Raw genomic sequence first — 21,885 nt, forward strand, 5'->3', positions numbered from 1 at the left:
AAGCATGCCGACCGAATAGTCCGACTGCACTCGGCCTACAGACCCAAGGACGCGCCGCCACTTCTCACCGTGCGATCCGCCGGCCGAATGATGGAGGCGGTGAGGAGCTACGCGCCGGATCTCGTGGAGTCCGGGGTTAGGCTGCTAACGTTAGAGCCCCCCGTCACCGTTGGCGACAAAGTGTTTAGCGAATCAGTGATGTTCGCTGACCCACGCTTCTTTGCGGTATTTGCGCTTCCCTGGGTATATGGCGACCCCTCAACGGCCTTTGACAGTCCAAGCGATTTGGTGATCACCTCCACAACGGCTATGAAGTACTTTGGACGCACTGACGTAATTGGCGAGGTGATAACCCTCTGCTGTCTGAATGATGAGCCGGTGGAGGTCAGCGTAACCGGCGTTATTGAGGAGCTGCCCCGCACATCGCATCTGAATATCAGCATGCTGGTGCAGATGGAGGAAAGCGTGTTCGATTTTGCGCCTAACCTCCTCGCATCGCTTACCTTGGCAGGTAGAGCTGTCCGGGTGGCTCGCGCCAATCCTATCGACGCTCTTCGATACGAATAAAAACAAGGGGTGCACATGAGCGACGATACACAGATCCCAAAGGTCACTCCTAGCTACTGTAATAATAGTTAGGAGCCTCACATCAAAAACACTTTGTAATACAATAATTGACATTTGTATTACATTTTTCTAAGCTCCGGCCCTCTGCTATCGACAACGGCATGGGAGTATGTATGACAGTAAGTCGCCGCAAGGCACGCCAGCGCACCAAAGATAGAGTTTTACAGGCACGCATCCCCGAGGACCTGGACACCGAATTGCGAGGCAGGGCCGAACAACTGGGCTTATCGGTCTCTACCGTGGTTCGCAACGTACTCCTAAATACCTTTGACCTGGTCGAGGACGTGGTCGCCGACAGCGCACACCTGGCCAGATCTCTCAACAAACAAGCACCACAAGCCCGAGAGGCAAATCAAAGCGCAGACAGGGCTTCTGAAGCTGAGGCGCCGGCAATCGTTGGCTGGCAGGAACTGACGCTCAATCGCAATGGCATTTGTGAAGAGTGCAACGCGATTCTGCCCCGGGGTGAACAGGCCTCCGTCGGAGTACCTGTAACCCCGCGACCGACATTCCTGTGTAAGGCCTGCCTCGTAACCTTATCGGCGGAGACCACAGACCCGTCGGCCGCCACCGCTTCCGTGACCGAAAAAAAACCTAGCTCCAAGAGAAAATCCACTGCTCGATCAGCAACGAAGCCGTCGAGTAAACAGGTGGCTTCGCTTAGGGTTAAATCACATAAGTAACCAAAGGTAGCTCTATGAATCCGTCAATTAAGACCGTGCAAGGCACTACCCGGTTAATGTTTGAGTCTGTGGATCTTATAAGCAACACCGTAGAGGACATGCACGAAACCATAGCTCGACGCGCCTTTGTATGGTCGCCGCCACCTCAAGAAAAGACCTACGCACACGGTGCCATCGCAACCGCTGTCTATGACGTCATTCGCCGCGTTAACCGGTCGCTACAAAAAGGTGTAAACCATTCCTTTGATCTACTGAACCCCGGAAACAGCGATACACCTGACCAATCTAAGGACATTCGCTTTCGAGCTACGCTCAATGGCGTCCTTGGCGACCACCTTGAGGACAGCAAGAACCCCTTAGCCATTCCCATGACGCTACTAAACAATGGTGACGCAGTTGAGCTTGAGAGATGCGCGCTTGGGGAATCGATTCCGTCAGCAAGTCCACACCTAGTGGTACTGGTACACGGGCTATGCCATTCGGAATTGAACTGGTCCCGCAAAGAAAGGCCCAGCCTGGATGCGAAGCTGACAAAAAATCTGGACTGCACATCGCTCCACCTGCGTTACAACACCGGCCGGCATATCTCCACAAACGGCCGGGAACTCGCCGCCATGCTGGAAACGCTTTGCGCCGAATGGCCAGTACCGGTGGAATCGCTGTCGCTGATTGGGCACAGCATGGGCGGCCTGGTGATCCGCAGCGCCTGCTGGTATGCGCAGCAAAAGGACAACGCCTGGCTGGAACATTTGAAACGGGTGCTTTGTCTGGGCACACCGCACCACGGCTCGCACGTCGCCAAGGCCGGGCACGCATTAGACATACTGCTAAAAAAATCCCCCTACGTTGCTCCGCTGGCACTCGCGCAAAAACGCAGCGTCGGACTCAAAGACCTTCGTCACGGCAACCTTCTTGATGAGGACTGGCAAGATGAGTGCTGTGATGTTGCTCGACAGGACAATCGGCGTCCCGTGCCATTACTCGCTGAGGTTGAATACTATTTTATCGCGGCCACTATTGGACGAGATCACCATGATGTACTGGGCCATATTCTTGGGGATCTACTAGTGCGGCTAGACAGTGCTACCGGCGTTCATAAAGAAGATCTACATCGACTGCATATCAAACCCGATAACTGCCGCGTTTACACCGAGAAAAGCCACCTGGACCTACTCGATGATCCCCGCGTGCACGAGCAGGTCATCGAATGGTTTCAAGCGGCATAGAGAGATCTGCGGCGCAGTCAGTTCACCCAAACTTTTTCTCATGCCGCTGCAATGTCTTTTCCGCTTTCTGCAATGCGGCCAGTATTCTGCCGGCAATCGAGACGCCACTGTTATCACTGCCCAGCAAAACGGAGGAATGTGCAGCGCATAGATTTTCCGCATCACCCCACTGCTCTGCAAGAGCCATCGCCCAGGCACGAAAGTCCGCAACTGCGCCGGGGCGTTTTTCCAGCGTCTTTGCAAGGGTCATGTGAAACGTGACCTCCGGCTGCTTAAGCTTTCCCAGCAGCCCCGGCAATTGCAAATACATCAGCGTATCGTCCGAGTGAATCGTCCTGGACGCTTTGTGATAGGCAAGTACCGAGGAGAAGTGCAGGTGCTCGTTACTCGAGATAAAATCCACCCCCGCAGGAACGGAGAACGCCAGGTCGTCCGCAAACAGCTCGGCAAAAGCGTCAGACTCTGTGCGCTGTGACTGCCAGGGTAGGTCCGGAAACTGCTCAACATGCCGCCGCGTCCCATAAAGCCTGGCCTTTGGATATTGCTCCTGTGCTTTTGTTACGTGCACGGTATGAAAAGGATGCAGATTAATAATCGCTTCTATGTCATCGCCGTTATTAGTAAGCGCATCGACCTCCGCTTTCACTTCATCCCGCAATGTATAGGCGTCGAGCAGCACAAACTTGCCATTCCCGCGCCGCAGCAAAGAGGCGTGCGTACCGATGTTCACAATGCCCGCAATTTTAAAGTCGCCGCGAATGCTCCAGAAGTCATCAGAAATTTTTAGTATTTGTTCGCTCATAACACTTTCATCCGTTGTCACTGCCGAAACTTTCACCGCAATCGGCCTCTGTGCTATCTTACTGTGAATGTGAAAAGAATGGTCACCGAGAACTCTACGAATGACCCACACATGGCCTGCTAAGTTCGCCACACTGACTGCCCTACTACTGGGACCGCTAATGTTGTTGATGGGCGGCGGTCACCTGTATGGGATAATTTCGACTGCCTTGGCCAACGACGCCCCCCTCACCTATCGCCTCGTGTCACTGATCACTACTGGCCTGCTGGTGGCACTGCCCGGGCTTATCAGCCTCGCCTGCCTTAGATGGTTATGGCTGGGCCGACTCTGGGCCTATGTAATGTGCATACTCTCGGCATCGACAGTTATGGTGTACCTAGGTTTGCTGCTGTCGATCAAGGTCAGGGATAGTACAAAAGTAGGGTCTGAGCTTGATATGGCCGCGATGTCTGTCGCCGTCTACTTGGTCGTGATGATCATTGTATGGGGATATCTGGTCTTACAGCGACGGCGCAGCGCAGCCGCAGCCGCAGCGGACATGCACTGAAAAATGCTTAGGTGAAAATGATCTGCCCAGCGGCGGCCATCTCGTAGAACTCTCCTACCGTGACGACGCCCGTCATCTGTTCGATGGAGTCATCCTCACTCAGATGAAACATATCGACTGATGCCTTGCGGCGGTAAATACCCGCGCCAGAGACGCCGGGTAAGCTGCCGAGCATCGTGGCCAAAGAAGGTGAAGAACAAATTCGCCTCGATACCCTCGATACCCTCCATTCGCGTTCCGTTGGCCATAATCAGGCCAGGGTAAATGCCTTCCAGCGATCCTTTAGAAAGGACAATGGAAACTTTTTCAATAGCTTCAGACATAGTCTTACCCCTGTTAAATGCAGCCCCGTGGTTTAGGAATGCCACCAATCTTGGCAGCGAGTTTGGCCGGGGCCTTTGGAAAAAGCTGATAGAGCTCCTTAATAGCCACTCCAGACACTTTACCCAGTGAGCGTATGGTGGGCACCGTTCCGTCCTCTATGTAGCGATCACGCATAAAGTTCACGACCTGCATCTGGCGATCAGTGAGCTCCCATTCATCACCTGACGTGCGAACCTAGTCTTCTAGCGATCAGGCTACCTACTTCACAGCTCCATACCGTTGATTTGCGTCAAGCGAGGCAGACGTTGTCATATCTAGACATATCAGCGGCGTGCATCGATGCAGCCCTGTCTATCGGGCGCGTAAGGACCATTTCGGTGCGCTATAGTGCAGGCCTATAGGTGTGCAATGAAGTTTCCCTACCGCCAAGCACCGGGAGGGCGTTATCACAGAGTTCGACTTCAGCGTTGATACGCAAGCCAGGGATGGAAGTAATACACAATGATGATTGACCCATTATCTCTTCTGAGCATCGCCCTCGTCTTCTTTGTCATGGCCTGGTATAGAAAAACAAAACGTCAAATTAGTGCGGTTGCCGCAAGCCTTTTTGCTTTGGGCGGATTCGGATTGCTCCGCTCTGCATTCAGTAAAGCAAGCATCTAAGTGGCAGCCCTACCAACCTACATAGTTTTACTTGCCACACTTTCGGTGGCGGCCATGCTGTTCGCTGATCAGCGAGCGCCGCAGCTCGAATGGCTATTCAAACCCCTTGCGTCCCTGTGTTTTGTCGCCTTGGCTCTGCAGGCAGGCGCCCTTGAATCCACTTATGGACTACTACTACTGAGTGGATTGATTCTCTGCCTGTTTGGCGACGTACTCTTGATCCCCGCAAACGACAACACCTTCATCGCAGGGTTGAGCAGTTTTTTGCTCGGCCACCTGCTTTTTGCGCTGGCGTTTCTCCAACTACCGCCTAAGCAGTCGGCTATGCTGATTAGTCTACTGCCCGTTGCGGCCCTCGGGATCATTAGCCTACGCTGGCTATGGCCTCACCTTCCGCCCAACATGAAAGCGCCTGTTTGCGCCTACGTAGCGGTGATCTGCGCCATGCTGATCGCTGCGAGTAGCTCCTGGGGTACAGGCCCAGGAGCATGGATAATCCTTGGAGCCTGGGGCTTTGCGATCTCTGATTTATCCGTCGCGCGCAACCAGTTTTTCAGTCCTAGGTTCTCTAATCGACTGTGGGGCATTCCGCTGTACTTCGGCTCTCAGTTGCTGCTCGCCTGGAGTGTCAGTCTGACTTAGAACGCTAAAGCCCTAAATCTCTCCTTCACCATCAACGACTGCCAACCAACCACCCTTTGTGAGCGCCTTGTTTACTTTGGAGAGATCACTGACGATCAGCTGATCCAAGCTGCTCAGATGATCGTCCAACTCGCCTTTGAGCAGTTCATACACATCAAGCTGACCTTGCGTGGGCAGCCCATCTCCACTCTCGGCACTTTTCTGCAGATAGGCCAAGCGGTTGTTGAGTCTGATGGGGAAGTTAAGCGGGTCCTGACCACTGACATTTTTTACCTGGTAGAGGGCTTGCTCTACGCGACTGAGCTGCTCTTTAAAGTCGTCTGTAACTCGGACCAGCGATCTCGACGGAGACACTCCTTCCTCACCCAACTGATCATCAATCTGGGTTTTTAGCTGGCGAATGCGAATAACCGCTTTGTTAGTGTCATCCAGAGCGTCCCGAACCTTTACGGTAAATTCAAATTGCTCCTGAATATGCGCATCCGGCACGTCAAAGCGCGGATCGGCTTTCAGCATGAAGGTCTTGGTCTGCGTGTCTCCGTTCACCGTCATTTTGACGGTGTATTCTCCGGGAGGCGCAATGGGCCCTAGCTGTGGCCTAGCGGACCAAATAATCATGCCTTCAAAATCCGCTGCACCTGCATAGCGGTTATTCCAGGACCAGACGTTCAAGCCTTTGGCCGTCGTCGGCTCGACGGGCAAAGCCCCGTACCATTCCGCCTGCGGATCATCAACAGGCTCGGGGTCAGCCTCGGTGCCAATCTTTTCGACAATCACTCTTCCCTTGCTATCGCTTATCGATATCTGAACCTCTTCCACTTCTTCTGCCAGGTAGTATTGAATCGATGCTTCCGACACACGGCGCACGGCATACAAAGGGTCAAACAAATGAAAGGCCTTGCCCGCGATCTGTGAGGAGTATTCTCGCAAAGGCGCTATATCATCGAGGATGTAAATAGATCGACCGTGAGTACCGGCCACCAAATCTTTGTCGGTCACCTGCAAGTCGGCAATTTGTGTATCAGGCATGTTGAGCTGTAACGAATGCCAATTTGCACCGTCATCAAAAGACGCATAAACGGCATGTTCTCCCCCAGCAAATAACAGGCCGGGTTTTACCGAGTCTTCTCGTATCGTGTGAATAAAGTCGTCTTCGCGAATCCCTGCAACAATTTTGGTCCAGGACTTGCCGAAGTTTGATGTCTTCCAGATATAGGGCTTACGATCATCCATCTGGTAGCGCTTTACTGCGATGTAAGCGGTGCCCGGCTTATGGCGGGACTCGTCAATGATGCTGATGCGCGAATCCTTGGGCAGATCCGGGGGCGTAATGTCTTCCCAGGACTTACCATGGTTACGCGTAATGTGCATGAGCCCATCGTCGGAGCCAGCCCAGAGCGTGTTTACATCATGCTGCGATGGGACCAGGGAAAACACCGTCGCATAAATCTCTGGGCCATTCATGTCGTTAGTAATGACACCACCGGTTTCACCCATGGTTTTAGGGTCGGCATAGGTCAGATCAGGGCTAATCTTTGACCAACTTTGACCTTCGTCTTCGCTAACCCAAACGTGCTGGGAGCTTGTGTATAAGCGCTTGGAATCCACGGGCGAGAACACGATGGGAAAAGTCCACTGCCATCTTTCGGGCAACGCACTGGCAGGCTCACCAGAGAAGAACCGTGGGTACACCTGCACATCGCGCAGATAACCTGTAGCCCGATTGAATTTTGTCAAAAGAGCACCCTGGCTACCGGCATAAAACCAATCGAGTTTTTCTGGATGTTGAGCTATGTAACCGCTCTCGCCGCCACCCGCCGGATAATAGTATTCGGACGAAGGCCCCCTCGCCTGCTTGAAATCCCAACCTTCGCTGGGAACACACAGCGTGGAGTTATCCTGCTGCGCACCGCATACGTGATAAGGAAAATCCTTGGTGACCATAATGTGGTAGAGCTGTGAAGTCGGAAAATTCTGGTCCGTCCAGGATTCCCCACCGTTGATGGACACGTTGCCGCCCCCATCATTAGAATTCGCCATTCGCAGAGGGTTGCTCGGGTCAATCCATAGATCGTGGTTGTCGCCGTGAGGAACCTTGATCGTTACGTCAAAGGTTTCTCCGCCGTCAGTCGACTTATAAAACCCGGTATTAAGTGCATACACGGTGTTTTCGTCTTTTGGATCAGCGTAGATTCGGCTGTAGTAAAAAGCTCTCTGCCGTAACTTTCTGTCGCTATTCACCAAGGCCCAGGTATCACCGGCATCGTCTGAGCGAAACACGCCGCCCTCTGCGGATTCAACAACCGCCCAGAGCCGCTCTGAATTGACCGGCGACACGGTGATGCCAATTTTACCCACGGGCTTTTTCGCCATACCGGGATTATTGGTCAGCTCCTTCCAGGTATCACCACCGTCGGTGGACTTCCAAAGGCCGCTTTTGCCGCCCCCGCCCCACATCTTCCAGGGAGTGCGATACACCTCCCAAATAGAGGCATACAAGGTATCCGGGTTTTTGCGATCAATAATGAGATCTGCTGCGCCGGCTTTGTCACTAACATAAAGAACCTTGTCCCAACTTACGCCGCCATCTCTACTACGGAAAACACCACGCTCTTTATTGGGGCCGTAAGGATGCCCCAGCGCCGCCACAAACAGAACATCAGGGTCAGTAGGGTGCACCCGAATCCTGGCAATGGCCTGCGTGTCACGAAGCCCTACGTTATCCCATGTCTCGCCGGCATCAATGGATTTGTAAACGCCATCGCCTTGCATGATGTTGCCGCGCAACTGTGTCTCACCGGTGCCGATGTACACCACATCAGGGTTCGTCTCAGCCACCGCTACAGCACCTACAGAGGAGCTTGTTAGCTGCCCATCCGTTACGGGCTTCCAGTTAAGACCACCGTCTACAGTCTTCCAAAGGCCGCCACCGACGGCGCCAAAATAGTATTCATTCTTCCTGCCGGGGCTACCCGATATTCCCAGCGAGCGCCCGCCGCGATTTGGGCCGATGTTCCGCCACTCCATACCCTTAACGACGCTTTGTTCAAACTGGGCTTCTTGTGCAGCTGCGGTGTTAGGCAGCAACATGGCGGACGCGACTAGAAGCAACAGGGGGAATAGGTTTTTCATAGGGATATTTTGCTGTGAGTGTAGAAAACCCAAACTATCACAGAGAGACGCAGACTCACTACAGCTCAAGAAGCTGCTTAGTGAGCACCTGGAAGCAGGCGAGACCCGTGAATTTAAAGAACCGCTGCAAACACTAAAGCCAGAGAGCGATACTCGTATACACTTTAGGCATTCCCCAACACACTGATGTGGTTACCTGCTGATGATTCAATCGATAACACTCTGCCTGCGCTCTTCTATAACCGCCGCTTTGGCACTTACTGGCCGTAGCCTGTGCGTGGCGGTATCGGCCTTGCTGCTATTGGCGATGCCGATGACGGCTCAGTCTCAGGGCTCTCAACAACCAGCCGAGCGTCCTTACCTGGTGCCTATGAGCTCGTCATTCGTCCCGGAGGAGCGGGTTCTTAGTCATCGCGAGCAGGCAAAGATGGTACGGGGCTGGCTGGAAACCCGCTTTAAAACGATCCTCCCCGAGATCATGCGCCGCGAAGGCATAGACATGTGGGTCATCGTCTCTAGGGAATACAATGATGATCCAGTGTTTCGCTCCCTCGCCCCCTTCGAAACCTACTCCTCCCGTCGCCGAACCATCTTAGTATTTCACGATCGCGGCGAAGAACTGGGTGTCGAGGCGCTCTCGGTAGGTCGCTTTAACTATCAGAATCTCTATACCGTCGTGCCGACGCATAATGAGAAGCAATTTGAGGGACTGCGTGCCCTGGTTGAGGAACGCAATCCGCGCAAAATCGGCATTAACATGTCCGAGCGATGGAACCACGCCGATGGTTTAACTGCCGTTCAACGAGATGCCCTATACGCAGGGCTCGAAGGCTACACCGACCGAATAGTCAGTGCAGAAAAGCTTGTTGTCGGCTGGCTTGAGACACGCCTGCCAGAAGAGACCGATGCTTATCGTCACATAATGCGCGTCGCGCATTCGGTAATTGGACGGGCGTTCTCCAATGAGGTAATTGTGCCTGGGGTTACCACCGCCGACGACGTGCGCTGGTGGATGCGCCAGCAGGTAGCAGAATATGGACTCGGAGGCTGGTTTCATCCCTCTGTGGGTATTCAGAGAAAAGGCGAAGAAGGACGCTTTAGCGGAGATGCCGTCATCCAGCGTGGCGACATGCTGTGGACAGACTTTGGCATTCACTACCTTGGCTTTGCTACAGATACCCAACACAACGCCTACGTCCTGCGTCCTGGCGAGGTAGAACCGCCTGAGGGCCTGCAGGCAGGCCTGCGTGCCTCTATGCGTCTGCAGGACATCACCCGCGCCGAATCCCAAGTGGGACGCACGGGCAACGATGCCCTGGCTGCATCGCTGGCTAAAGCCAAAAAGGAAGGCCTGGATGCCACAGTCTACTGGCACTCCATTGGCTATCACGGTCATGCAGCAGGCGCTCCTCTGGGCATGACCGACTACCAGGAGGGCGTTCCCGTGCGAGGAGAAATGACATTCAAGGCCAACACCTGGCACTCGGTGGAGCTTAACGTCGTTCATCCCGTGCCCGAGTGGGACAACCAGCCGGTCAAGTTCTCCATGGAAGAAGACGCGCTCCTGACGAAGGAAGGCTGGGAATGGATTCTTGGGCGGCAGGAGTCGTTTTATCTGATTCGTTAAGAGACGCCGTGTTAACTAAGACGATCGAGTAACTACCAGCATCACAACGGGAGCGCATCGAAGCATGGCAAATCTTAAACGCAGGCAGGTGCTGGCAGCACTTGCCGCCGGCGCCGCTGCAATACCGGCACTGGGACTGCAAGCCGCCCAGCGTCCTTCGATGCCTGTCCCCCCCGCAGGGCAAAGTTCCTCAGCGCTCGCAAAGAACGAAGACTTTTGGCGTGAGGTCGCGACCTATTACGACCGCACCGAGGGTATTGTTAATCTTGAGCACGGCTACTGGGGCAAGATGGCCAAACCCGTGCAACAGGTCTACCTCGACGCCACCCGCATGGTTAACGCGCAGAATTCATACTACGGCCGCAAGGGCTACTCGGCCGATGCAAAACGGTCTGTTCAACGTATCGCGCAGGCTCTTGGCGCTCACGAAGACGAGATCGTGTTGACGCGCAACGCCTCCGAAGCGATCCACAACCTCATTCGCCAATATCAGGGTCTGAGCAAAGGCGATGCTGTGCTCTATGCGGACGTGGACTACCCGCAGTTCAAGACCACGATGCATTGGCTGGAGGAATCACGGGGAGTTCAGGCTCGACTCATCAACCTTCCTTCGCGAGCCACGCAGCAGGATATTCTCGACCTTTATCGACAGGCCTTTGACGCCAACCCTAATCTCAAACTCATACTGCTCACCCACGTCAGCAACCAACATGGACTGGTGATCCCGGTTGCGGCTATTAGCGCCGAAGCCCGACAACGGGGCATCGACGTGATTTGTGACAGCGCCCAATCCTGGGGTCTCCTGGACTACAAAATTGGCGATCTGGGAGTGGACTGGGCAGGATTTAATCTGCACAAATGGATCGGAAGTCCCGTGGGTATCGGCGTGCTGTACATGCGTCGAGGCACCCTGCAAAAAATTGCACCCTACCCAGGTGATACGGATCCAGACCACAGCAAAGCGGCGGCTCGCATCCATACGGGAACCGCGAACTTCGCCTCAGTTTTGGCTATTCCCGCTGCCCTTGATTTTCATGCATCTATCGGCGGTACTAACAAAGAAGCCCGACTGAGGTACCTGCGCCGCCTGTGGACTGATGAGGCAGAGAAAATGCCACACATCGAGGTTTTAGGTGGCTCCGATGAGGCCTCACGGACAGGCATGGGCGCTTTCCGTCTGGCCGGCAAGTCCAGCGCAGGCGAAGCAAAAGATCTGCAGCAACGCCTCGAAACAGAGTTCGGTATATTCACCGTAGTCCGTAAGGGGTTAGCCAGCGGTCATTGCGTGCGGATCACACCACAGGTTTTTAGTAGCGCCAAAGAAATAAGAACACTCACGGCTGCGATGGAACAACTGCATACCACCCCGGAGATGCCGCCATGAACAAAACTCTCGCTTCCTTTGTCCTCCTCGCTAGCACTGCGGCGCCGACGAGCGCCCGTCAACGCCTACGACGCGGGCACCGAAGGCAATGACGAAGTCGTCGGTAGCGTCTCGGGAGTAAGGTGCGGGAGTATCGACAAGGCAGCTACTAGGACGCGATAAGTCTGGATACGCGGCACCCAGCCGTCAGTTCAATACAGGGTTTCTTGGCAACTGTGTTGGTCAAAGACCTGGAGCAGGACTGCGTAAGAACGGGCCGCAAACACTGCCTTCGGCGTAATGAGCTGATTGGCGAGCTGTTTGAATTGTCGACACGTGAGTCCGGCAATGTTGAACCGCAGTGGGGGCGTTTCCCGGCCATGGAGTTGATTCAGGCCCTCATCCACGATCAAACCCAGGTTCGAGTCGAGGTGGCGGATAACGGTGGAGGAATATCCGCGAAGGACATATCCCACATATTTGAGCGCTTTTACAAACCGAATACGGAATCACCGACCGTTGGGAACTGACTCGGGCTCGCCATCGTCAAGCGGATTGTGGAGTTACAGCGCTCACAGATCGCTGTACGCAGCGAAAACAATCATGACGCACATTTCAGTTTCTGCCCCCCTCAACCTGTATGATCGTGCGATCTGCCTCCTTGACCTACGCAAGCAAATAGCGATGTAATGCAGCTTGGTGATCGTAATTCTGTTTCAGTAGAGGCATCAAAGGCGTAAGCCCAGCAGACTTAGACGTGAAGATTCGCAATCAAATAATCGCGCTCTTTTGTGCAAGCATGCTTGCACTGCAATCTATTGCCTCCATCGCGTCACCCTGCGAAATGTCCGCTGGCGAGCACGGCTCTAAGGCGTCGATGACAGCCATGCAAGTAGATGGCAACGATCATCATGCGCATCACACAACGACAGACACGTCATCTTCTGATGTTCCAACAAGCGATTGCTGTGACGGGGGCTACTGCTCTCAAAACGGCTGTACGTCTCCCAGCGCCTTGAGCTCCGTCGCTTTTGGAGCGACTGCTGATTCAACAGCGCCATACAAAACCGTAGCTGTTACAGCGGATCCCCACTGGTCCCCCTCCTCGCTTTACCGCCCACCCTCAGCATAGTTTCCCCAGGATAGCTGCGCCTGAAATTTGGCGACTAACAGCTTTTAAGGCCTGAAATCAGTCAGGCATCAGACACTCCGCATCACAACAACGCTCTCTTTTTAGTTTTGCGATGCATCCGGCAACACAACGGCGGAAACGAACGTGAAAACAATAGAACTTTTGTGCAGAGGATTCTGTCCACTACTGGCCTTTCTATTGGCCCAAACAGTCAGTGGGGACAACGGCCAGCTTAGTCTTAGAGACGCTGTAGAGCGTGCCCAGCAGCAGGATCCCTGGATACAGGGAAGCCTGTATCGCCAGCAGGCATTGGAGGCTCAAAGCACGACGGCGGCTGCTCTGCCAGATCCCATGATAAGCGCAGGTTTTGCCAATTTACCCACGAACACCTTTAACTTTGATCAGGAGCCCATGACCCAGTTTCGAGTTGGAGTGAGTCAAGCACTCCCGCGGGGCGACAGTCGGGCGCTGCAACAGCAGCAGCTGTTATTGATGGGCGATCAACATCCCTACCAGCGTGCGGATCGTCGGGCACGCGTCGCAGCCGAAGTATCCGGGCTATGGCTTGATGCCTGGCGTGCGTCCCAGACGATCAAACTAATTGAGCAAGACACCGATCTGTTTATTCAGTTAGTGGACATCGCGGAATCGAGCTATGTGAACTCGATCAAGGGCGCACGGCAGCAGGACTTGGTTCATGCGCAGCTCGAACTGACCCGGCTTGAAGATCGACTTGTATCGCTCCAGGAGCAGCAGGAAATCGCGCTCTCCAGGCTCAATCAATGGTTACTAAACGCCGATGCCACTAACTTTGGCAGCATTAGCTACGTACTTCCACAGGCGCTTCCGGAGATCTCGCCCATGGCGCCGCAGCTGGCCTCCTCTGAACAAACACCCAGCCCCCAATCCCTGGCGAATATTCTGCGAGAGCATCCAGCGCTAAAAAATGTGGATCAGAGGCTCGCAGCCAGCAGTACGGCTATAAAGCTTGCCGAGCAGAACTACCGACCCGAGTGGCGATTGAATGCGAGCTATGGCTATCGAGATGACGACCCCATAGGCAGGTCTCGCGCTGACTTTTTTTCCTTTGGTGTGTCGTTCGACTTACCGCTGTTCACGTCGAATCGCCAGGATCAACAGGTGATCTCTGCCACGGCCACCACCGAGTCCGTACGCACGGAACGTGCACTTCTATTGCGCAAGATGGTGGCCGAAATGACAACCCTGCACGCTCGGCTGCAACGTTTAAATCAGCGCCAGACCCTGTACCACACTCGTTTACTCGACGATATGACAGCACAGGTAGAGGCCACGATGGAGGCTTATACCAACGATGACGGCGACTTTGCTGAAGCTGTAAGAGCCAAAATTGGCGAGCTCAATACGCAAATCGATTCGTTAAACATCGCTGTGGATCGGCAAAAAACCATCGCACAACTCAATTACTTCTTCGCGTCCAGCAACAACCTGGAGGGCAAATGAAATGAACAGTCTCGTAAAGTATGGATTTGTTTTGGTAGCGGGAGCCGTGCTCGGCCTGGGGCTATCTCAGTTACAGCAGCCATCCGCCGAATCCGCCGATCCGACGGCCCCTGATCCTGACGCACCCCTCTATTGGGTTGCTCCCATGGACGCCAACTATCGGCGCGACGAACCCGGCAAGTCACCCATGGGAATGGATCTTGTGCCCGTGTACCCCAGCGGCAACGATACTGGTGTAGTAGAGATTTCACCCCAGGTTGTTAACAACCTGGGCGTGCGAACGACGCGTGTATCCCGAGAGATTCTGCACGAAGAGATTCGCAGCGTCGGTTACGTTCAGTACGATCAGGATAGCCTCATACACGTTCACCCGCGGCTTGAGGGTTGGATTGAAAAACTCTACGTGACCGCTGCAGGTAACCCGGTCGAACGAGGCGCGCCGCTTTACGATCTGTATTCTCCGGAACTGGTAAACGCCCAGGAGGAACTGATCTCGGCTCTGCGTCGGGACAACGAAAGACTCGTGCAAGCCGCCGAAGACCGCCTCCTTGCTCTACAACTGAGCGAAGATTTTATCGTTGAACTCAAGCGCAGTGGCCAAGTCCAGCAAACAGTGACCTTCAGATCCTCGCAAAAAGGCGTCGTGGACAACCTGAATATAAGAGAGGGCTTCTTTGTCGGGCCCAACACCACTTTGATGTCCATCGGCGCACTGGATGAGGTATGGGTAGAGGCTCAGGTATTTGAAAGTCAGGCAGCCCTGGTGAAACTGGGACAGCCGGTGACCATGCATCTGGATTACCTGCCGGGCCGCAAATGGCAGGGGCAAGTCGACTACATCTATCCCACACTAGACGCGTCCACCCGAACTCTCCGAGTGAGACTGCGTTTTGCTAACAGCGACGGGGAGCTGCGGCCAAATATGTTCGCCCAGATAGAGATCCACTTCGAAGACAAGCAGCCACGCACGATCATCCCCAAAGAAGCACTTATCCGAACAGGCTCTCAAGATCGGGTAGTGGTTGCTTTGGGCAAGGGGCGCTTTAAGTCCATCGCGGTAAAGACCGGTCGAATATCCAACACTCAAGTTGAAGTTATAGAAGGCTTGTCCGAGGGTGAGGAGATCGTCGTCTCTGCCCAGTTCCTTCTGGATTCCGAGTCCAGTAAGACCTCAGACTTCCTGCGTATGGATCACGACGGGGGCGATCGCCAGAACCATAAGCCGAAGTCAGAGCATACCCCGGGAGGCTCGCATCATGATTGAAGCGACTATCCGCTGGTCGGTGAGCAATCGATTCTTCATTCTTCTGGCTACGGCTATGATCGTCGGGGTCGGTCTTTTCTCACTGAAGAACACACCTGTCGACGCCATACCGGACCTGTCAGACGTACAGGTGATCATCAAAACAAACTATCCCGGTCAGGCACCACAAGTTGTCGAGGATCAGGTCACCTACCCCTTGACCACAGCAATGCTCTCCGTACCGGGCGCAACGACTGTCAGGGGCTTCTCGTTCTTCGGTGACTCCTATGTGTATGTGATATTCGATGATGACACGGACCTCTATTGGGCGCGCAGTCGCGTCCTTGAGTATCTAAGTCAGGTGGCGCCATCACTACCGGAAACCGCTAAACCTCAGCTCGGACCCGATGCGACCGGTGTTGGCTGGGTGTACATCTATGCCCTGACCGATCCAACAGGACAGCATGACATCAGCCAACTCCGCAGTTTGCAGGACTGGTTTCTAAAGTATGAGTTACAAGGCATACCCGGCGTATCTGAGGTATCGGCCGTAGGCGGGATGGTCAAGCAGTATCAGATCATTGTAAATCCCGATCGTTTGCGTGCTTTTAATATTCCACTGGCGCATGTGCAGGAGGCCATCCGTAGAGCCAACCAGGAAGTTGGCGCGTCGGTGATAGAGATGGCAGAAGCCGAGTACATGGTGCGGGCTTCGGGCTATATCTCTTCTATAGAGGACCTTGGAAACATTCCTTTGGGCGTCAATCAAAACGGCACACCCCTACTCCTTCAGGATCTCGCCGAGATCCAAACCGGACCACAAATGCGCCGGGGTATTGCCGAACTCAATGGTGAAGGTGAGGTCGTGGGCGGCATCATTGTTATGCGCTCCGGTGAAAATGCGCAAACGACTATCGCTGCCGTAAAGACCCGCTTGAACGAACTCAAATCCAGCCTTCCCGAAGGCGTTGAGTTGGTAACGGTCTATGACCGGTCGGGCCTGATCGAGCGCGCTGTTACAAACCTGTGGCAAAAGCTCGGTGAAGAACTACTGATGGTCGGCCTTGTTTGCCTATTCTTTTTATTCCATCTCCGGTCATCGCTGGTGGCGATCATCAGCTTGCCCGTGGGCATACTCATGGCGTTTATCGTCATGTACTTTCAGGGACTCAATGCCAACATAATGTCCCTGGGGGGCATTGCGATCGCCATAGGTGCAATGATCGATGGGGCCATTGTGCTAGTCGAGAACATGCATAAGCACATAGAGCGCACTCCGCTTACGCCCGAGAACCGTTGGCGCATAGTCACCGAATCAGCCGTCGAGGTCGGGCCCGCGCTCTTCTTTAGCCTGCTGATCATTACTGTCAGCTTTATTCCCGTGTTCACCCTCGAAGCGCAGGAAGGTCGTATGTTCGCTCCGCTGGCTTTCACTAAAACCTATGCCATGGCGGCAGCGGCATTACTTGCTGTGACGCTTGTGCCGGTTCTTATGGGCTACTTTATCCGAGGAAAAATCCTTCCCGAGAACAAAAATCCGATCAATCGCGTCATCCTTGCTAGCTACAGGCCCCTGCTCAGATCAGTACTGGCACACCCAAAAGTTACGCTAGCCGCAGCAGCGCTTATTGTGATGAGTGGCTTGTGGCCGCTATCGCAAACCGGCAGCGAATTCATGCCACCCCTCGATGAGGGCGACCTCATGTACATGCCAACCACTTATCCCGGCATCTCCATAGGCAAGGCGCGAGAACTCTTACAGCAAACCGACAAGCTGATTCGCACTATCCCTGAAGTCAAAACCGTCTTTGGCAAGATTGGACGAGCGGAGACCGCCACGGACCCGGCACCGCTGACAATGATCGAAACCTTTATTCAGTTCAAGCCCCAGGACCAGTGGCGACCCGGCATAAGCTCTGACGATATACGACGAGAACTCGATAAGGTGGTTCAAATCCCCGGACTCACCAATGCCTGGGTTATGCCGATCAAAACACGTATCGACATGCTCGCCACCGGCATAAAGACTCCGGTGGGAATCAAAATAGCCGGACCGAGTCTCACAGTAATAGAGGACATCGGACGGCAGCTTGAGAGCATTTTGAAAGATACGCCGGGCACTGCATCGGTCTACTCCGAGAGAGTCACCGGGGGGCGTTACATCATGGTAGATATTGATCGTGCCCGATCAGCTCGCTACGGCCTGAACATCGCCGATGTACAGCAGATCATTGCCACGGCGATTGGAGGTATGAACGTTACCACCTCGGTCGAAGGTTTAGAGCGTTATCCGGTCAATCTGCGCTACCCACAATCCTATCGACAGTCACCCGAGGATCTCGCGCTGCTTCCGGTGGTGACGCCCTCGGGACAACGAATCGCGCTTGGCGACGTAGCCGATATACGGGTGGAGGATGGCCCCCCGGGGATCAAGAGCGAAAACGCCCGCCTGAACGGCTGGACCTTCATCGATCTAGATACCTCTGACATCGGTAGCTACGTGTCGGACGCGCGCGCGTTAGTGGCCAGTGAATTGGTCTTACCACCCGGTTACTCCATCGCCTGGTCTGGGCAGTATGAGTACATGGAGCGTGCAAAAGCCCGACTTAACTATGTGGTGCCTCTCACCTTGGCTATTATTGTCCTGCTTCTCTACATGAACTTCAGGGCCTTCGCGCCCGTACTCATTCTTATGGGCTCTCTGCCTCTGGCGCTCGTGGGGAGCGCGTGGTTAATGTATCTCCTCGATTACAACTTCTCTATCGCCGTGGGAGTGGGCCTAGTGGCGCTCGCGGGCGTGGCGGTCGAAACCGGCGTAATCATGATCGTATACCTGGATCAGGCTTGGAACACACTGCTGTCCGAAGAGAGAACTGATGGGGAAAATCTGTCTAGGGATTCCATCGCAGCCGCCATACTTGAGGGGGCCGTTCTGCGGGTGCGCCCGGTACTCATGACTGCCGGCGCGACCATCGCGGGCCTACTCCCTATTCTCTTTGGGGGTGGCACTGGCTCCGAAATAATGAGCCGACTTGCTGCGCCTATGATTGGAGGGATGATCAGCTCTGTGCTACTCACGCTACTGGTGATACCCGCTATCTACGTGATCTGGAAGCAGCGTGGGGCTTAGCTAGCGGGCCACAAATCACAGCCCCGCAGTGTTCATAAATCACCTCGCAATCCCGAGTTGCACTTCTATACTCAATAATCAGTCAGAGTCTTTTATTGCTCTGACCGATTCTGAGCGCCGTCGACAAGCGGAGCCTACCCAATAAAAAAAAAGGATTGAGTCATGACAGAGTTAGATATGGAAAAACTTGAGGCACTCGCTGGAAAAGTAGTTGGAAATGCTAATGCTGCCTTTGCCGGCCTGCTCGCTTACATAGGAGACCAAACCGGGGTCTATCGTGCCATGGCTGATGGAGAACCCCGCTCAGTCGAGGAAATTGCGTCAATTGCCAGTGTTGACGCACGCTACTTAAAGGAACTCTTATCCGCCAACGCAGCCAACGACTACGTCAATTATGACGCAACGTCGGAGCGGTTTTTTCTATCACCCGAGCAGATCGCAGTGTTCGCCACAGAAGACAGCCCTGCGAATATGCAGGGCCTACTTCAGATAATTGTTGCGCAGTATGTAGAGCACGACACCGCTGTCGATGTTTTTCGCACGGGAAAAGGCCGCCCCTGGGGCGAACAGCACCCCTGCCAGTTTTGCGGAACTGATCGATTCTTCCGTCCCGGCTACATAGCCAACCTTGTCGAAAACTGGATCTGCGCATTGGATGGCGTTGAAGAAAAACTCAAAGCCGGGGCAAAGATAGCTGACGTTGGCTGCGGCCATGGTTCTACCTCTGTGTTAATGGCAGAGACCTACCCAAGCTCCACAATTTTTGGATATGACATTCATGGACCATCCATCGCCGACGCCAAGCTAAAAGCCGAGGCCGCATCGGTAAACAATATTAGCTTTGCCGAAGCAGACGCTAGCACCATCCCAGCCAACGGCGGCTATGACTTCATTTGCATCTTCGACGCATTGCATGACATGGGCGATCCGGTAGGCGTAGCGAGACACATGCGCGAAGCTCTCGCGCCGGGTGGAACCTTGATGGTGGTAGAGCCTCTCGCTGGCGATAAAACTGAAGATAACCTTCACCCATTAGGCGGGGTGTTTTATGCCGCATCGACTCTCATCTGTCTACCGAACTCCCGCTCACAAGAGGTCGGGCTTTGCTTGGGCGCGCAAGCCGGTCCCAAGCGTCTTACCGAGGTGCTTGAAGAAGCTGGATTCACTTCCGTACGCATTGCGACGACCTCATCCACTAATCTCGTACTGGAGGCTCGCGCATAGAGAAATTCCCGACCGCGGGCTCGCGGGAGTGGCGTTGCTTTGCTGTGGGCACTGCTGATGTACGGCTATTGGTCCTGACATTGATCTGACGCAGTGCTCCGACCCAAAAATCCGCTAGATTGATAAAAACAGCAAAGTTAGCGGAGAATTTTATGGCCAGCATCACCAGCTATGGTGCCGCACGTGAGGTTACCGGCTCTTGCCATCTGTTGGAGTCTCTATCTTGCGGGCGAGTGCTACTGGATTGCGGTATGCATCAGGGCGGGGATGCCGTAGATCGACTCCACGACGAGAACTTCGCATTTGACCCGGCAAGCATAGATGCGGTGATACTTTCCCACGCTCATCTCGATCACTCAGGGCTACTGCCGCAACTTTTTCAGGGCGGCTTTAGCGGTCCGATTTATTGCACCCCTGCCACCGCAGAATTACTCGAAATCATGCTTCACGATGCCGTGGGCCTTTACCTTAGAGATCTACAACACAAAAATCGTCGCAACGCGCGCCGGGGCCGTCCGCTGATCGAACCGACCTATGGCGTGGAGGATGTAGAAGCAGCGCTCGCGGCGTGCGTGGGTATTGAGTATCGAAAGCACTACGCGCTCGGTGAAACCAAGACAGCGAGCCTTTGCTTTCACGATGCGGGACATATTTTAGGCTCAGCCATCACTGAGTTGCTGCTTGAGGAAGACGGACAACAAAAGCGCCTGGTTTTTTCCGGGGACCTGGGAAAGACCGATTCCGTTCTTATGCGAGAACCTGCAGAGCTACAGGAGGCCGACATACTGCTAATGGAGAGCACTTACGGCGACCGCGATCACCGGCCCGAAAGCGACACACTCACAGAACTTAGAGACATTCTCCAGGAGACTTGGGCCCGGGGAGGCAACGTCATGATTCCGGCATTTGCTGTCGGACGCACACAGGAAATGCTCTTCCACCTTGGTACCCTGCATCAACGAGGGGAGCTCGATCATTGGCGGGTGTTTCTCGATAGCCCCATGGCGATTAGCGTCACCCGTGTTTACGATCACTGGCTTAAGTTGCTCGATACACAGGATATTCGTGCACTGGACGACTTGCATAAAACCTCTCTCGAAGAGTTTCTGCCTACCCTATCTCTCACGCCCGATACCGAACAGTCTATGGCCATCAATCGGATTCAGCGTGGCGCGATCATCATCGCAGGCAGCGGCATGTGCACTGGTGGACGCATACGCCATCACTTTAAACAGGGGATTTGGGAGGCGAGCAACACCATCATTTTTGCGGGCTTTCAGGCGCAGGGCACCCTCGGACGGCTTCTCGTAGATGGTGCTACGCACATCCGTCTCTTTGGCGAGGAGTACATCGTCAAGGCGCGTATAGCGACTCTCGGGGGCTTATCCGCTCACGCGGGGCAACAACAGCTAGTGGACTGGCGCGCGGGCTTTCGCTCTAATCCACTAACACTCCTAATCCATGGTGAAGAAAGAGCGCAGCAGGTACTCGCCGCGAGGCTTCGCAAGGAGCTGAACTGCGAGGTACAGATACCCGAGCGGGGACAACGCGTTGAATTCTGAGCCGCTATCAAAGCTCTGCATCAACACCGACTAAGGTCTTGAGCAAAACATTGGCTCCGTTAGTGATCTGCTGCGGGCTTGTGAACTCCGATGGCGCGTGGCTAGTGCCATCTCGGCTCGGGACAAAAATCATGCCGATGGGACAGATAGGGCCAAGGCTCTGCGCGTCGTGACCCGCGCCACTGGGCATTCTTTGATGGCTAAGCCCTAATGAGTCAGTGCTGGCTTCAATTATCTTGCGAATCGCCTCGTTAGTCGGCGCTGCCATGGACTCGTAAAACTGTTGAAAGCTAATCTTTGCGCCCGTTTCCTTAGCGAGCACCTGACTAGCGCTCTCAATTCGATCGAAGAGCAAACCCACCTTATCCATACTCAAGTCACGAATCTCCAGGCTCATCGTCGCCTGACCGGGAACAACGTTAGGCGCGCCCGGGAAAGCCTGAATTCGCCCCACAGTGCCCACTTGGGTACCCGGA

At 54.3% G+C, this 21,885-nt stretch carries 18 protein-coding genes and 1 pseudogene; 14 read left to right on the forward strand and 5 right to left on the reverse strand.

What is annotated here, in order from left to right; genetic code table 11:
* The 3 genes from ACI9KD_RS12575 to ACI9KD_RS12585 form a co-directional block, all read left to right on the forward strand.
* The coding region (locus ACI9KD_RS12575; protein WP_414981523.1) for an ABC transporter permease at positions 1-567 on the forward strand (567 nt) is incomplete at its 5' end.
* A 173-nt stretch (positions 568-740) separates the two neighbouring features.
* On the forward strand, positions 741-1,310 hold the full coding sequence (locus tag ACI9KD_RS12580; RefSeq protein ID WP_414981524.1) for a hypothetical protein: 570 nt from the start codon (positions 741-743) through the stop codon (positions 1,308-1,310).
* Between the two features lie 14 nt (positions 1,311-1,324).
* Positions 1,325-2,536, forward strand: a complete 1,212-nt coding sequence (locus ACI9KD_RS12585) for an esterase/lipase family protein (protein WP_414981525.1) — start codon at positions 1,325-1,327, stop codon at positions 2,534-2,536.
* Positions 2,537-2,558: 22 nt separating this feature from the next.
* Here the strand turns inward: ACI9KD_RS12585 and ACI9KD_RS12590 are convergent, their stop codons facing one another.
* Entirely contained in the window at positions 2,559-3,338 is a 780-nt protein-coding gene (locus ACI9KD_RS12590) for a hypothetical protein (RefSeq protein ID WP_414981526.1), read from the reverse strand.
* A gap of 100 nt (positions 3,339-3,438) precedes the next feature.
* Here ACI9KD_RS12590 and ACI9KD_RS12595 point away from each other — a divergent pair, with 100 nt between their 5' ends.
* Positions 3,439-3,885 carry a hypothetical protein gene (locus tag ACI9KD_RS12595; protein ID WP_414981527.1) on the forward strand — a complete coding sequence of 149 codons (447 nt, stop codon included), beginning with the start codon at positions 3,439-3,441 and terminating at the stop codon, positions 3,883-3,885.
* Positions 3,886-3,980: 95 nt separating this feature from the next.
* Here the strand turns inward: ACI9KD_RS12595 and ACI9KD_RS12600 are convergent, their stop codons facing one another.
* Both ACI9KD_RS12600 and ACI9KD_RS12605 read right to left on the reverse strand, forming a co-directional pair.
* Complete coding sequence (locus ACI9KD_RS12600) at positions 3,981-4,208, reverse strand: DsrE/DsrF/DrsH-like family protein (protein ID WP_414981528.1); 228 nt, start codon at positions 4,206-4,208, stop codon at positions 3,981-3,983.
* 13 nt (positions 4,209-4,221) lie between these two features.
* A pseudogene (locus ACI9KD_RS12605) lies at positions 4,222-4,416 on the reverse strand (TusE/DsrC/DsvC family sulfur relay protein); the annotation flags it as partial.
* Between the two features lie 294 nt (positions 4,417-4,710).
* On the opposite strand from ACI9KD_RS12605, the gene ACI9KD_RS12610 reads away from it, so the two are divergent.
* Together ACI9KD_RS12610 and ACI9KD_RS12615 are read left to right on the forward strand one after the other, a co-directional pair.
* Positions 4,711-4,872 carry a hypothetical protein gene (locus ACI9KD_RS12610; RefSeq protein ID WP_414981529.1) on the forward strand — a complete coding sequence of 54 codons (162 nt, stop codon included), beginning with the start codon at positions 4,711-4,713 and terminating at the stop codon, positions 4,870-4,872.
* The gene (locus ACI9KD_RS12615; RefSeq protein ID WP_414981530.1) at positions 4,873-5,514 is read left to right on the forward strand and encodes a lysoplasmalogenase; all 642 of its coding nucleotides are present in this window, start codon (positions 4,873-4,875) and stop codon (positions 5,512-5,514) included.
* 12 nt (positions 5,515-5,526) lie between these two features.
* On the opposite strand, the gene ACI9KD_RS12620 is transcribed toward ACI9KD_RS12615, so the two are convergent.
* The gene (locus ACI9KD_RS12620) at positions 5,527-8,646 is read right to left on the reverse strand and encodes a WD40/YVTN/BNR-like repeat-containing protein (RefSeq protein WP_414981531.1); all 3,120 of its coding nucleotides are present in this window, start codon (positions 8,644-8,646) and stop codon (positions 5,527-5,529) included.
* Positions 8,647-8,848: 202 nt separating this feature from the next.
* On the opposite strand from ACI9KD_RS12620, the gene ACI9KD_RS12625 reads away from it, so the two are divergent.
* The 8 genes from ACI9KD_RS12625 (at position 8,849) to ACI9KD_RS12660 (ending at position 21,409) form a co-directional block, all read left to right on the forward strand.
* Positions 8,849-10,273: a M24 family metallopeptidase gene (locus tag ACI9KD_RS12625; protein ID WP_414981532.1), complete on the forward strand. Its 1,425-nt coding sequence runs from the start codon at positions 8,849-8,851 to the stop codon at positions 10,271-10,273.
* 64 nt (positions 10,274-10,337) lie between these two features.
* Positions 10,338-11,657, forward strand: coding sequence for an aminotransferase class V-fold PLP-dependent enzyme (locus ACI9KD_RS12630; RefSeq protein WP_414981533.1), 1,320 nt, complete (start codon positions 10,338-10,340; stop codon positions 11,655-11,657).
* 215 nt (positions 11,658-11,872) lie between these two features.
* A complete protein-coding gene (locus tag ACI9KD_RS12635; RefSeq protein ID WP_414981540.1) occupies positions 11,873-12,166 on the forward strand; it encodes an ATP-binding protein in 294 nt (97 codons plus the stop codon).
* Between the two features lie 746 nt (positions 12,167-12,912).
* The gene (locus tag ACI9KD_RS12640; RefSeq protein ID WP_414981534.1) at positions 12,913-14,250 is read left to right on the forward strand and encodes a TolC family protein; all 1,338 of its coding nucleotides are present in this window, start codon (positions 12,913-12,915) and stop codon (positions 14,248-14,250) included.
* Position 14,251: 1 nt separating this feature from the next.
* The gene (locus ACI9KD_RS12645; protein ID WP_414981535.1) at positions 14,252-15,514 is read left to right on the forward strand and encodes an efflux RND transporter periplasmic adaptor subunit; all 1,263 of its coding nucleotides are present in this window, start codon (positions 14,252-14,254) and stop codon (positions 15,512-15,514) included.
* The gene (locus ACI9KD_RS12650) at positions 15,507-18,623 is read left to right on the forward strand and encodes an efflux RND transporter permease subunit (RefSeq protein ID WP_414981536.1); all 3,117 of its coding nucleotides are present in this window, start codon (positions 15,507-15,509) and stop codon (positions 18,621-18,623) included. Before ACI9KD_RS12645 ends, ACI9KD_RS12650 begins: the two co-directional genes overlap by 8 nt.
* Positions 18,624-18,785: 162 nt before the next feature.
* Entirely contained in the window at positions 18,786-19,847 is a 1,062-nt protein-coding gene (locus ACI9KD_RS12655; RefSeq protein WP_414981537.1) for a class I SAM-dependent methyltransferase, read from the forward strand.
* Between the two features lie 152 nt (positions 19,848-19,999).
* Positions 20,000-21,409 carry an MBL fold metallo-hydrolase RNA specificity domain-containing protein gene (locus tag ACI9KD_RS12660; RefSeq protein ID WP_414981538.1) on the forward strand — a complete coding sequence of 470 codons (1,410 nt, stop codon included), beginning with the start codon at positions 20,000-20,002 and terminating at the stop codon, positions 21,407-21,409.
* 7 nt (positions 21,410-21,416) lie between these two features.
* Here ACI9KD_RS12660 and ACI9KD_RS12665 read toward each other — a convergent pair.
* Positions 21,417-21,885 (reverse strand): M20/M25/M40 family metallo-hydrolase (locus ACI9KD_RS12665; RefSeq protein WP_414981539.1); only part of this gene is annotated, 469 nt, incomplete at its 5' end.

Source organism: Congregibacter sp. (assembly GCF_047617445.1).
GTDB lineage: Bacteria > Pseudomonadota > Gammaproteobacteria > Pseudomonadales > Halieaceae > Congregibacter.